At 57.2% G+C, this 12,241-nt stretch carries 12 protein-coding genes; 6 read left to right on the forward strand and 6 right to left on the reverse strand.

Going from position 1 to position 12,241, the window contains the following annotated elements:
* The first annotated feature begins 7 nt into the window (after positions 1-7).
* From JW799_RS17780 to JW799_RS17790, 3 genes are read left to right on the forward strand one after another with little or no spacing between them, the layout of a single operon-like run.
* A complete protein-coding gene (locus JW799_RS17780; RefSeq protein ID WP_080840786.1) occupies positions 8-1,837 on the forward strand; it encodes a methyl-accepting chemotaxis protein in 1,830 nt (609 codons plus the stop codon).
* A gap of 12 nt (positions 1,838-1,849) precedes the next feature.
* Positions 1,850-2,662, forward strand: a complete 813-nt coding sequence (locus JW799_RS17785) for a CheR family methyltransferase (RefSeq protein WP_205430940.1) — start codon at positions 1,850-1,852, stop codon at positions 2,660-2,662.
* Between the two features lie 39 nt (positions 2,663-2,701).
* Positions 2,702-3,730, forward strand: coding sequence for a chemotaxis-specific protein-glutamate methyltransferase CheB (locus JW799_RS17790; RefSeq protein ID WP_205430942.1), 1,029 nt, complete (start codon positions 2,702-2,704; stop codon positions 3,728-3,730).
* Between the two features lie 84 nt (positions 3,731-3,814).
* On the opposite strand, the gene JW799_RS17795 is transcribed toward JW799_RS17790, so the two are convergent.
* The 5 genes from JW799_RS17795 to JW799_RS17815 all read right to left on the reverse strand — a co-directional run bounded on the left by JW799_RS17795 (position 3,815) and on the right by JW799_RS17815 (position 7,786).
* Positions 3,815-4,081 carry a helix-turn-helix domain-containing protein gene (locus JW799_RS17795; protein WP_205430944.1) on the reverse strand — a complete coding sequence of 89 codons (267 nt, stop codon included), beginning with the start codon at positions 4,079-4,081 and terminating at the stop codon, positions 3,815-3,817.
* Entirely contained in the window at positions 3,997-4,431 is a 435-nt protein-coding gene (locus JW799_RS30220; RefSeq protein ID WP_205430946.1) for a Gfo/Idh/MocA family protein, read from the reverse strand. Before JW799_RS30220 ends, JW799_RS17795 begins: the two co-directional genes overlap by 85 nt.
* Before the next feature lie 258 nt (positions 4,432-4,689).
* Positions 4,690-5,520, reverse strand: coding sequence for a carbohydrate ABC transporter permease (locus JW799_RS17805; RefSeq protein WP_080840782.1), 831 nt, complete (start codon positions 5,518-5,520; stop codon positions 4,690-4,692).
* Positions 5,520-6,392, reverse strand: a complete 873-nt coding sequence (locus JW799_RS17810; protein ID WP_080840781.1) for a carbohydrate ABC transporter permease — start codon at positions 6,390-6,392, stop codon at positions 5,520-5,522. Before JW799_RS17810 ends, JW799_RS17805 begins: the two co-directional genes overlap by 1 nt.
* A gap of 74 nt (positions 6,393-6,466) precedes the next feature.
* Positions 6,467-7,786, reverse strand: a complete 1,320-nt coding sequence (locus JW799_RS17815; protein ID WP_205430949.1) for an ABC transporter substrate-binding protein — start codon at positions 7,784-7,786, stop codon at positions 6,467-6,469.
* A 143-nt stretch (positions 7,787-7,929) separates the two neighbouring features.
* Here JW799_RS17815 and JW799_RS17820 point away from each other — a divergent pair, with 143 nt between their 5' ends.
* From JW799_RS17820 to JW799_RS17830, 3 genes are all read left to right on the forward strand, one after another.
* Positions 7,930-9,699 carry a sensor histidine kinase gene (locus tag JW799_RS17820; RefSeq protein WP_205430951.1) on the forward strand — a complete coding sequence of 590 codons (1,770 nt, stop codon included), beginning with the start codon at positions 7,930-7,932 and terminating at the stop codon, positions 9,697-9,699.
* Between the two features lie 18 nt (positions 9,700-9,717).
* Positions 9,718-11,229 (forward strand): response regulator transcription factor, encoded by a 1,512-nt coding sequence (locus JW799_RS17825; RefSeq protein WP_205430953.1) that lies wholly within the window; start codon positions 9,718-9,720, stop codon positions 11,227-11,229.
* Positions 11,230-11,316: 87 nt separating this feature from the next.
* On the forward strand, positions 11,317-11,979 hold the full coding sequence (locus tag JW799_RS17830; protein ID WP_205430955.1) for an SGNH/GDSL hydrolase family protein: 663 nt from the start codon (positions 11,317-11,319) through the stop codon (positions 11,977-11,979).
* 67 nt (positions 11,980-12,046) lie between these two features.
* On the opposite strand, the gene JW799_RS17835 is transcribed toward JW799_RS17830, so the two are convergent.
* Positions 12,047-12,184 (reverse strand): DUF3502 domain-containing protein, encoded by a 138-nt coding sequence (locus JW799_RS17835; protein WP_205430957.1) that lies wholly within the window; start codon positions 12,182-12,184, stop codon positions 12,047-12,049.
* Positions 12,185-12,241 lie beyond the last annotated feature (57 nt).

Genomic DNA, 12,241 nt, shown 5'->3' on the forward strand with positions numbered 1-12,241 from the left:
CAACAACATGATGAACAAAATGACCATTAAAAGCAGGCTGTTTACGATTTTCGGATTTCTGATCGCCGTCATCGTCGGTCTTGGCGTTTTCGCGGTCGTATCGCTTGGCAACGTGAATCGCCAATCCACGGTCATCAGCGACAAATGGCTGCCGGATACGAATAGCGCAAACGTGCTGAATACGATGACCTCCGACTACCGAATTTTGGAGTATCGCCACATTCTCGCCTCCTCGGCCGAGGAAATGGAGCAGCTGTCCGGAGAAATGGCGGAAGCCGAGCGGCAAATCGAGGCCGAATTGAACGCCTATCGGACAAGAACGAACGACGCCGAAAGCGGCCGCATGCTGGATGACGTTCTCTCCGGCTGGAACAGCTACAAAGCGATTCGCGAGCAAGTCGAGGCGTTCAGCATCGGACTGGAAACCGATGCCGCGATGAATTTGATGCGGGGAGATTCGCAAGCGCTGTTCGACGAATTTTCCGCGAATCTGGTCGAACTGGTCGACTATAATCAAAATCATGCCAAGATCGCGAGCGACGAAGGAGATGCCGTTTACGCCAGCACGAGAAACCTGATGATCATCGTCATCGCTGTCGTCGCGCTGATCAGCGTCATCGTCGCCGTGCTGCTGATCAACAGCATCGTTCGTCCCCTTCGCCTGCTGACCGACACGGCGGACAAGCTGGCCGTCGGCGACGTGAGCGTTCAGGTTTCGTCGAACTCCAAGGACGAAATCGGAACGCTGATGGAAGCCTTCGGCCGGATGATTGAAGGAATTCGCGGGCAGGCGCAGGCCGCCGAGAGGATCGCGGAGGGAGATTTGACGGTCGAAATCGAAGTCCGGTCGGACCGGGATCTGCTGGGCCGCAAGCTGAAGCAGATGGTCGAGAGCAACAATGAAGTGCTGACGAACATCAACGCGGCCGCGGAACAGGTCGCCTCCGGCGCCAGCCAGGTGTCGGCCTCCAGCATTTCCTTGTCCCAAGGTGCCACCGAGCAAGCCAGCGTCGTCGAGCAGCTCTCCGCCTCGCTCGAGGAAATATCGGCGCAAACGAACCAGAACGCGGTCAACGCGGGACAGGCGAACGAGCTGGCCGAGTCGGTCAAGGCCAACGCCATGCTCGGCAACCGGCAGATGAAAGAGATGCTGGAAGCGATGGAGGAAATCAACGAAGCTTCCGCGAACATTTCGAAAATCATCAAGGTGATCGACGAGATCGCCTTCCAAACGAACATTCTGGCGCTGAACGCGGCGGTGGAAGCCGCTCGCGCCGGACAGCACGGCAAGGGCTTCGCCGTCGTCGCGGAGGAAGTGCGCAATTTGGCCGCCCGCTCGGCCGGAGCCGCCAAGGAAACGACGGACATGATCGAAGGCTCGATCAAAAAGGCGGAAGCCGGAACGAAAATCGCCAACGATACGGCCCAGGCGCTGCGGGATATGGTCAGCGGCATCGAGAAGGTCGCGGAGCTGGTCGGCGAAATCGCGATCGCCTCGAACGAGCAGGCTTCGGGCGTCGCCCAAATCAACCAGGGCATCATGCAAGTGTCGCAGGTCGTGCAGACGAACTCTTCGACGAGCGAGGAGAGCGCGGCCGCCAGCGAAGAACTGTCCAGCCAGGCGACGATGCTGAAGCAGCTCGTCGCGCGCTTCAACCTGAAGCCGGCGGGATCGGCTTATGCGAAATACGACGAGTTCAGTCCGGCCGTGCTCCGCATGATCGAATCGATGGCGGCCGACAAGCGCCTTGCCCGCGCTCCGTCCGACGAGCCCGCTCCGGAGTCCGGATATCCGGCCAAAATCGCCCTCAGCGACAACGAATTCGGCAAATATTGACGGGTGGCGGCCGTGTTGGGAATTACGGACAACGAATTCAGGCGCCTGGCCGAATACGTGAAGGCGCATTACGGCATACATCTGAGGGAGGAGAAGCGTCCGCTTGTCGTCGGCAGGCTCCAGCACGTCGTTGCGGACCGGGGAATGAGCTCCTTTACCGAATACATGGACGAAGTCGAAGCGGACAAAACGGGGATGGCGTCGCGTCAGCTCGTTGACCGGATTACGACGAACCATACGTTTTTCATGCGGGAGACCGAGCATTTCCGTTTTTTCAAGGAGCAGGCTCTTCCCTTTCTTTACGGCTCGATCAAGGACAAGGATTTGCGGATTTGGAGCGCGGGCTGCTCCAGCGGCGAGGAGCCGTATACGCTGGCCATGCTGGTCGACGAGTTTTTCGGTCCCCGGAAGGCGGGATGGGATACGAAAATATTGGCGACGGACATTTCCGCCCGGGTGCTGGAGACGGCCAAACGGGGCCTTTACGCCGACGAGGCGATCGCGCCTCTTCCCGCAGCATGGCGATCGCGCTATTTCCGGAAGGCGGGGGAGGGCCGGTCGGCCATCGATCCGAAGCTGGCGGAAGAGGTCATTTTCCGCAAATTCAATTTGATGGATCCGGTGTTCCCGTTCAAGCGCAAATTTCACGTCATCTTTTGCCGCAACGTTATGATTTACTTCGACAACGCGACGAAGGAAAAGCTGGTCGACAAGTTTTACGGCATGCTGGAGCCCGGAGGCTATTTGTTTATCGGCCAGTCCGAATCGATCAGCCGCGATTCGACGCGCTTCCGGTACGTCATGCCGTCGGTTTATCGGAAATAAGGAACGCGAATGCAAACGGAAAAGGGGGGGCCGCTTGGGGTGAACCGAGCGATTAAAGTGCTTATCGTCGACGATTCGCTCATGTTCCGGGAGGTGATCGCCAAAGCGATCTCCACGGATCCTAGGATCGAAGTCGTCGGCACGGCGGCCGACCCGTTCGAGGCGAGGGACAAAATCGTCGCCCTGCGCCCGGATGTCATGACCTGCGACGTCGAAATGCCCAAAATGAACGGCATCGAGTTCATTCGCAGGCTGCTACCGCAGTATCCGATTCCCGTCGTCGTCGTAAGCGGCGCCGCCGGAGCGGGTGTCGACGCCATGGTGGCGGGCGCCGTCGACGTGGTGAAAAAGCCGGACACGCAATCGCCCGGCAGCGTGGAAGCGTTCATTCGGACGCTGATCGCGACGATCAAAGTCGCGTCCGCCGCCAAAGTGGGGGCCGCTCTCCAAAAGCCGCCGGAGCCTGCCGCTCCGGCCGCCGAAGGGCAGCGAAACGGAAACAGCCGGTTCAAGGTGATCGCGGTCGGGGCGTCCACCGGCGGAACGGAAGCGGTGCTGCAACTGCTGAAGCGGCTTCCGAACACCGTTCCCGGACTCGTCGTCGTGCAGCATATCCCGGTCGGGTTCTCCCGCATGTTCGCGGACCGGCTGAACCAGTCGACGGCTTTTCGCGTCAAGGAAGCGCAGTCCGGGGACGAGGTCGTGCCCGGCAGCGTGCTGATCGCGCCGGGCGACCGGCATATGAAGCTCAAGAAGAGTGGCGACGGCTTCAAGGTCGAATGCTTCGAGGGAGATAAGGTGAACGGACATTGTCCTTCGGTCGACGTGCTGTTCGATTCGGCGGCGAAGGAATGCGGCGGCGTGGCGATCGGCGTCCTGTTGACGGGCATGGGGTATGACGGCGCAAGAGGGCTGCTCGCGATGCGGCGAAAAGGGGCGAGGACGTTCGGTCAGGACGAAAAAACGTCGGTCGTCTACGGGATGCCGAGAGTGGCCTATGAACTGGGGGCCGTCGAGAAGCAGCTCCCGATCGAGCGGATCCCGCAGGCCGTCGTGGCGCAGTTATAGGTATAGATCGTATTCCATCATTCATTTGGGGCGTCCCAGATGGCTGCATGCTGCCGCCAGGGACGCCTTTTCGCATGCGCCGGGTTACATCGCCTTGGTGGAGCCGGCAGCCCGTTTCCGGTATTCGCCCGGCGTCACGCCGGAGCTGCGCTTGAACATGCGGATGAAGGAGTTGACGTTTTGATACCCGACCGCGGCCGCCACGTCCTGAATGCGCAGCTCCGGATTCAGGAGCAGCTCCTTCGCCCGGCCGATCCGCAGCTCGTTCAGATAATCGCTGAAGTTCGTGCCCGTTTTCTCTTTGAAGTAGCTGGAAAGGTACCCCGGCGTAATATGCAGCTTGTCGGCCACGATGTCCAGATTGATGTCCTCGGAATATTAAAACGCGTAAGCGCCATCGGTTTTTCCAGCAACAGGTGGCACCCCGCCTCCGCGGCGAAGCAGGCCGCCTCCAGATGAAGAAAATGGGGAAGGGCGACGATAACGACGTCCGGCGCCGCCTCGCGGATCATCTTCTTGTAATCGGCATAAACGCTCAGCCTTCCGCCGTACCGTTCGGCTGCCGCCTGCGCGCGGGAAGGATTCGTATCGGCGACGGCAACGGCGCATGCGCGGCCGCCGGACTGCTCCCATTGCTTAAGCGCCGCCAGGTGCCGGTCGGAAATTCCGCCGCACCCGGCGATGGCAACCCGGTAAGTCATTCTGCATCCTCCGTTCGTTGGATTCGCGTTGATCGGGAAACCTTTCCCTGGCTTGCGGCGATCGGACGCGAACCGCCCAGCCCGGGATCGTCCAAATTCAGCTTACCATGACGAGGACGCGGAGCCTATCGGCTTGTTTTCCGTTTTATATGCAGTTTTTACGATCCGATGGCTTGCGAGATCCCGAAGCGATGCCGCCGAGCGCAAAGCGAGCCGCCAGCTTTGGCGCGGGCGGCTCCTCTCGCTTGCGATATTCGATTATCCTTTTACCGCGCCGGCTGTCAGGCCTCCGATAATATACTTTTGCGCGAACAAATACAGGATGAAGACCGGCAAGGAGGTCAGCACGAGCACGGCGAAAATCAGGTTCCAGTCCCGGCTGTACAGGCCGTAGAAGTTGTATACCGCGAGCGGCATCGTCCAGTCGGTGCTGTCGGTCAAAAAGTAAATCGGAATCGTGATGTCGTTCCATACCGACATGAACACCATAATGAGGACGGTGGCATTGACCGGGACGATGAGCGGAATGATAATCCGGAAAAAGACGTTGAACATGCCGGCCCCTTCGAGGAACGCGACCTCGTCGAGAACTCTCGGAATCGACTTGATGAAGCCGTTGTACAGAAAGACGCTGAATGCCGTATTAAGCGCCGCGTAAATGAGAATGACGCTCGTGACGCTGCCGTAGAAGCCGAACCATTGCACGACCCGAATCGTCGTAATGGTGGACATCGGGGCGATCAGACCCATGAAGAAAAACAGATAAAGGAAGTTCGACATGCGCGATTCTCTCCGCACGAGGACGAAGGAAGCCGCGGATGTGGTCACGATATTGATAATCGAAGAGATGCCGGTAATCAGGATCCCGTTCAGAAACGACCGCAGCAGGTTTCCTTGCTCATAGACGAGCTTGTAGTTGCTGAATAGCCATTCCTGCGGAAGCTTGAGCGAGAAGTCGAGCACTTCCACGTTGTTTTTGAACGATCCGAACACCATGACCAGCAGCGGAAGCAAAATGATCAGACAGCTCAGCAGCATGATCGCTTCCACGATATAATTGCGCAAGGCGTGACGCAAACGCATGCTCATTATTCGCTAACCTCCTTGCGCCGCATGAAGTACAACAATGGAATGGAAATGGCGGTGACGACGACGAACAGCAGCGTGTTCATGGCCGTGCCCAGTCCCCAGTTTCCTTCGCCGAACGAGCGCATAATGATCGTGCCGACGACCTGGGACGCATTGCCGGGGCCGCCTCCCGTAAGCACGAACACTTCGGAAAATACTTTCAGCCCGCCGATCAGCGTGAGCATGAGATTGATGTTGATGGCCGGCAGCAGCAGCGGAAGCGTAATATGGACGAAGCTTTTCCACGAGCCTGCGCCGTCGATCGTCGCGGCTTCGTAGTATTCCTTGGAAATCGACTGCAGGCCGGCGAGATAAATCGCCATTTGAAAGCCGGCGGACTGCCAGATCGAGATGGCGCACACCGTAAAAATAACGATGGCCGGATCGGTCAACCAGGCTTGGGACAGCGACCCGAGTCCCACGGACTCGAACAGCTTGTTGATGACGCCGTCGGATCGCAGCATCGGAGTAAATACGATACTGATGACCAGAATGCTCAGAATGGAAGGGGAGTAGAAAATCGCCCGCAGCAGGTTTCTGGTCTTCAGTTTCATATTTAATGCGACGGCAAGCACGATCCCGATGACGTTTTTGCCGATGACGGTGACGACCGCGAAGATGACCGTGTTTTTAAGCGCCAGGATCAGCGTTTCGTCCGTGAAAATCGTCTTGAAGTTCGTCCATCCGTTGAAGCTGATCGTCTCCCGATCCAGGCGCCAGTCGGTGAAGGAATAGTAGAATCCGATGATGGCGGGAAGGACGAAAAAGAGGACGTAGATGAGCAGCGCGGGCATAACCATGTAGTACGAGTACAGTTTTTTGGCTATTTTCATGGTTCACTCTCCGTAACGGACGGGGCAGGGCGAAGCCCGTCAAGCTCGAGCCTGCCCCTTTTCCGCCTTTATATTTAGAAGCCTTCGACGCCCTTGTCTTTCATCAGCTGGTTAAACTTCGTATCCCACGCTTCCAGCACTTCCTTCGCCGTCTTGCCGCCCGCGAACACGTCCTGCAAGTTCCGGTACAGTTCGCTCAGGTCGATGGACATGTAGGCTTCCATCGTCGTGACCGTTTTTTGCGGGGTAATGTACAAGTCGACGATTTCCTGCTTGTATTCCGGAAGCTCCGGGGTCGTGACATCGTTAAAGTTGGATACGTATTCCTGTTCGTTGACGATCTCCTGCGCGACTTCCGGAGAAGCGAGGAACTCCAGGAACTTTTTCGCTTCTTCGATGTGCTTCGCCTGTTTCGGAATGAACAGCTGTCCGCCGAGCGGGCTGGCGCCGACGAGCGCGTCTTGCGCGTACGGGATCGGGAACAGGCCGAGGCGCATGTTCGGATCTTTGTTTTCGACGTCTTGGATGAGCCAGTCGCCCATGAACATCATGGCCACTTCCTTGTTCAGGAATTTGCCTACCGCCATATCGTAGCTGTCGCTCAGCACGTCGGTGTTCGTGAGGCCTTTCTCATACAGATCGTATTGCTGCTGAATGATCGTTTCGAAAGCCGGAATGTCGGTCCATTTTTTCTTGTTGGCGTTCAAATCTTCCCACAGCGTCGGCTCGTTTTTGGCGGCATAGTCGGCGAAAGCGGCCGACGTCCAAATGTTCGTTGCCCAGTGGTCCTTGAACGGCATGAAGATCGGGGTGATGCCGGCCGCTTTGATCTTTTCGGCCGCCGCGATGAATTCGTCGTAGTTGGCCGGAATGGATAGGCCAAGCTCTTCGAAAATTTCCTTGTTGTACACGACGCCCTGCATCCCGGTGTCCTGGCTGACGTGGAAGCTGTAAATATGGCCGCCCGACGAAAGCACTTCCTTGTTCAGCAGGCGGCTCGCCCAGGACTCGTTGTCGAGAATTTCGAAATTGCGCTCCAGATTCAAATCGGACACGGCGCTTGCCAGGTTGTATTGAATGATGTCCGGCGTTTCGCCGACGGCAAGCTTCGTTTGCAGCACGGTCGTCACTTGTTCGGAAGGAAGCTGCTGGATATTGACTTTGATGTTCGTTTGTTCCTCGAACTTCTTGAGCAGTTCCGCGTCGACGAAGGCGGAATCCTGCGAGGCTTTGGAGATGGCCAGCTCGATTGTCACTTTTTGGCCCGAGCCCGCGGATCCGCCGGACGCTTCCGACGAACCGGACGAACCCGAGTTGGAACCGCAGGCGGCCAAGGCGACGGTCAAGGCCGACAGGAGCAAAAGCTTCGACGTTCGTTTCATTTTTTTGGACATGCGAATTTCCCCCAATGTTCGGTATTGGTTGTAACTTGTACTGAATCCGATTACAATTACGATTATAAATTTCGGGATCGGCGGGGTACATGTTTGTCGTTTCCTGTTGATGTGTAATATTCTGAACCGGAGAGGATGAAAGGATGATCCGGCTGCGCCTAAAAAACAACCCCTTCCAAAACCGGACCAGCTTGCAAACGAGGCTCTTCCTGACGTTTTTTCCGCTGCTGATCGTCATTCTCGGCTGTTTCTTGATTTACGTGAATTCGTACGTCATCCCGCCGCTCCGGGAAAAAACGATCAACGAAAGGCTGATGACGGCAACGCAGGTTTCCGACCAGTTGGAAGAATACATCGATGTGCAGAATCAGCTGTCGCAGCGCATATTATCCAACAAAAATCTGTTCGAATCGCTCAATTTCGGCCCGAATTCCCCCATTCAGGGGCTGCAGCGGGTCCGGCTTCTGAAGGATATGATGTTTCAGGCTTTGGGGCCGAGTCTGGACATACAGGACATGGGCATCTACAGTCTCGAGGGCACGCTGGTTTCGTCCTACTTCGGAACCTCGGTTCCCTCGAGCCTCAAGCCCGTCGTCGAAGACGAACGGTACGAAACCGAATTGAACGAAAGCAGCTTCATCCTGCATGCGGACGAGCCCGGTACCCTCGATTTCATTCGGCCGATCATGGATGTGGACGGAAAAGTATTCGGCTATTTGAACATCCGGCTCGATTACGCGTATTTGCAAAAAGTGGTCGACGCGGTCGTCGGCTCGCGCGTGTACGTCGTCGATTCCGAAAACCGGACCATCGTCAAATCCGCGGGGGCGGCCGGCGAAGCGAACGAGGAGTACAAGCGGCCGCTGCCGTCGGACAGGGGCATCTACACGGACAGTTCGCGCAATTATATCGCCTACCAGCAATCGGAACCGAGCGGCTGGACGACCGTGATCGTCACGTCCAAGGAATCGGTGCTCGGTTCCGTCAATTCGGTCCGGAACGTTTCGATCCTGTTGATCGTTTCGCTCACTTTGTTTTCGTTCGTCTACGTTTACGTTTTCGCCCGGAATTTCGTCGTGCCGATTCGGAAATTGCGCGGCCAGATCATGCGCATGAATTACAGCAACCTGATCCTGCGAACGGACGGCAAGCTGCACAACAACGACCTGCAGCTGCTCAACGAGGCGTTCGGCGAGCTGCTCGAACGGCTGCAGACGTCGATCGAGAGAGAAAAGCTGGCCGTTCACGAGGAAGCCATGGCGAGAAACACCGCGCTCCAAGCGCAAATCGCGCCCCATTTTATCCATAACGCGTTGTATTTGATCAGCATTGCGGCCCAGGAGGGCAAAAACGAGGCCGTATCCGATATGTGCAAGCAGCTGTCGGAAAGCTTGAGATACATTGTATCATCGCCGTACAAGCATGCGAGTATACGGGAGGAAATCGAGCATACGAAAAGATACTTGTCGCTGGTAGAACGCAATTACGAGGATGACCTCGATTGGGAAATCGAAATGGATCCTTCGGCGGACGACATTCAGCTGCCGCGCCTCGTCATCCAGCCGTTCGTCGAAAATTGCATCGAGCACGCCTTCGAAAATACGGCACCGCCATGGAAAATCCATATCAACATCAAACTGTTCAACGGTCTCTGGGCCATAGAAATCAGCGATAACGGCAAAGGGATCGACCGGGCGAAAATCAAGGAAATCGTGAACAAAATCCAGGAATCCGACCACGGCATCCAGGAGCTCAAAAACAGCTCGCTCGGCATCGGCAACATGGGCATCATCAATACGGTGAACCGGCTGAAGCTGATGTACAAAAACCGCCTGTTTTTCAACGTGTTCAACAACGCCGACAGCGGAACGACCATCCAGATCATCGCTTCCCTCAAACGGGATTTCTACTAAGGAAGGGAGCACGCATCCATGTATAACGTTCTCATCGCGGAAGACAGCAAGCCGATCTTGCGAAACATCAAGGGGCTGGTCGAATCGTCGGGACTGCCGGTGCGTGTCGTGGCGACGGCGGCGAACGGCGAGGAGGCGCTCGCCGCCTTCGGCCTCCATGCGATCGATATTATGCTGACGGATATCCGAATGCCGAAAATGGACGGTCTTGCGCTTATCGATCAGGCCAAAAAGCTTCATCCGCAGCTGAAAGCCGTCTTGATCAGCGGCTACAACGACTTCGAGTACACGCGAAAAGCGATCAATTTGCAGGTCAACGACTACTTGCTGAAGCCGGTCGAGAAAAGCCAGCTGACGGAAGTGATGAAAAATCTGCTGGCGCAGCTTGCGGAGGAGCAGGATCATTCGCTATCCGGCTTTCACGAAATTTTGGATCGGGACGCTGTCCGGGAATGGAGGCCCGGGCCTGAATTTTACCGGGAACCGAAAATTTTTTTCGTGATTCGGAAACAGCCCTTCGCCGCGGCGATGCCGGTATCGGGAACTCCGTTCGAGGCTGCCGTTCCGGATGCCGCCATCCCTTCGTGGGCCCTGCCGACGATCGAGCGGGACCAGCTGCTGCTGATCGCCGACGCTTCCTGGCTTAAGCGCAGCGAATCGTCCGCGGACCTGATCGAAGACGTGCGCTCGCGCCTTCTGGACGACGGCGCCCAGGCTTCGCTCGTGGGCTGCCTGACGCCGACGGAATGGACGCAAATTCCGGAAAAATACCGGGAAGCCGCGCGCCTTCTGGACGACCGGCAGCTTGTCTTCAAGCCGGTCGCGCTCGATTTCGCGTTGTACCGGGACGATCCCGAGCCGTCGTTCGAGGAAGTCGACCGGCTCGGCGGCGCTTTCGCCGCGATGATCGAGCAGATGAACAAAGACCGGTTCATGCTGATGCTGTCCGAGCAGGTGGCGAAATGGAAGCGGGGCAACGTCCGGTTCGCCGAATTGAAGCGCTTTGTCCGGTCGATCGAGAGCGCTTTCGAATCGCTTCTGGAGGAGGGCGACGGGGCGGATGCCGCCGGGATGCACAAGCGGCGGGAGGACCTGTTCGGCCGGCCGAGCTACGAGGAATTCGGCTCGGGGCTGCTCGAATGGGCGGAGGAATGCTTTTCCCGGGTAAAATCGTCGAACCGGAAAAGCGGAGACGAACTGTTCGAGCAAATGGACGGCTACTTGCGGACCAACCTCTATTCCAGCGTGTCCATCCCCGATCTCGTCCGCCTGTTCCATGTCAGCTCGTCCTATATCAGCCGAATCATCAAACGCTTCTCGGGGAAAACGTTCGTTCACTACTACACGGAGATGAAAATAAACGAAGCCTGCAAGCTTATGGAGACGAAGCCGGAAATGAAAATCAGGGAAATCGCGGAAGCGCTCTGCTTCGCCGACCAGCATTATTTTTCCAAGGTTTTCAAGGAACGCGTCGGCGTAAGCCCGCTGGAATACAAGATGAGCCGGACCGGCCGCTCCGACACGGAATGAGGGACGAATTCGCGGCGTCTCTTGATTTTGGAAAGCCGACGCGCTATGGTGGGAAAGCAATGATCCGTTTGTCGAGGTGAATGGAAAATGACGACGAAGCAAGGATTCACGGTATTGTTTCAAGGCGATTCGATTACGGACGGAGGCCGGGGGAGAAGCGAGGACCTGAACCATATTTTGGGCCACAGCTATCCGTACCTCATTGCCGCCAGGCTCGGGGAGCGGCTTGCCGCGAGCCGGCCGCATTTTATCAACCGCGGCATCAGCGGGAATCGCGTGTCGGACCTGTACGCGAGATGGAACGAGGACGCGATCGCCTTGAAGCCGGATTTGATCAGCATTTTGATCGGCGTCAACGATTTGTGGCGGATCATGTCGAACGAACCGAGCGGGGCGACGGACCGGTTCGAGCGGGCCTACCGCCATTTGCTCGAGGAGACGAGGGAAGTGCTTCCGGATGCCGTCCTCGTGCTGCTTGAACCTTTTATCCTCAAGACCGGCGCGACGCTGGAAAAATGGGACGAATGGAACCGCCGGATGGCCGTCTACCGGCAAACGGTCAAATCGCTGGCCGAGCAGTACGGCGCCCTGTTCGTTCCGCTGCAGGAGCCGTTCGACCGCGCCGCGGAAAAAGCCGACCCCGCCTACTGGATTTGGGACGGCGTCCATCCGACGGCGGCCGGCCATCACCTGATCGCCGAGCAGTGGCTGAGCGTCGTGCAAAAGGGCTGCGCCGCTTTGGCGGAGTAGATGAAGGCTGAAACAAGAGGCGATCTCGCGGGCCCGTTCGGACCCGCGAGACCGCCTCTTTTGTCTTTTATTGCTGCGCGTGCCACTCCGAAAATTGCTTCTGATACTCCGCCACGTACTTGTCAATACCCGCTTCCTTCAGTTTCTCCAGCGCTTTCGGGAAGTTCGCCTCGTAATCGACGAAACCGTTGCCGATCGGCGCCATCTATTCGGAAAACACGCCGTTGATTTTCGCTTTCGAAACCGGCAGGAGGACAAGTAA

It is taken from the genome of Cohnella algarum, assembly GCF_016937515.1.
GTDB lineage: Bacteria > Bacillota > Bacilli > Paenibacillales > Paenibacillaceae > Cohnella > Cohnella algarum.

Excerpts from the sequence above, each read along its gene's own strand:
- JW799_RS17835 (WP_205430957.1), bottom strand. The coding sequence starts at position 12,184 with ATGGCGCCGATCGGCAACGGTTTCGTCGATTACGAGGCGAACTTCCCG.
- JW799_RS17815 (WP_205430949.1), bottom strand. The coding sequence starts at position 7,786 with ATGTCCAAAAAAATGAAACGAACGTCGAAGCTTTTGCTCCTGTCGGCC.
- JW799_RS17780 (WP_080840786.1), top strand. The coding sequence starts at position 8 with ATGATGAACAAAATGACCATTAAAAGCAGGCTGTTTACGATTTTCGGA.
- JW799_RS17805 (WP_080840782.1), bottom strand. The coding sequence starts at position 5,520 with ATGAGCATGCGTTTGCGTCACGCCTTGCGCAATTATATCGTGGAAGCG.
- JW799_RS30220 (WP_205430946.1), bottom strand. The coding sequence starts at position 4,431 with ATGACTTACCGGGTTGCCATCGCCGGGTGCGGCGGAATTTCCGACCGG.
- JW799_RS17830 (WP_205430955.1), top strand. The coding sequence starts at position 11,317 with ATGACGACGAAGCAAGGATTCACGGTATTGTTTCAAGGCGATTCGATT.
- JW799_RS17825 (WP_205430953.1), top strand. The coding sequence starts at position 9,718 with ATGTATAACGTTCTCATCGCGGAAGACAGCAAGCCGATCTTGCGAAAC.
- JW799_RS17810 (WP_080840781.1), bottom strand. The coding sequence starts at position 6,392 with ATGAAAATAGCCAAAAAACTGTACTCGTACTACATGGTTATGCCCGCG.
- JW799_RS17820 (WP_205430951.1), top strand. The coding sequence starts at position 7,930 with ATGATCCGGCTGCGCCTAAAAAACAACCCCTTCCAAAACCGGACCAGC.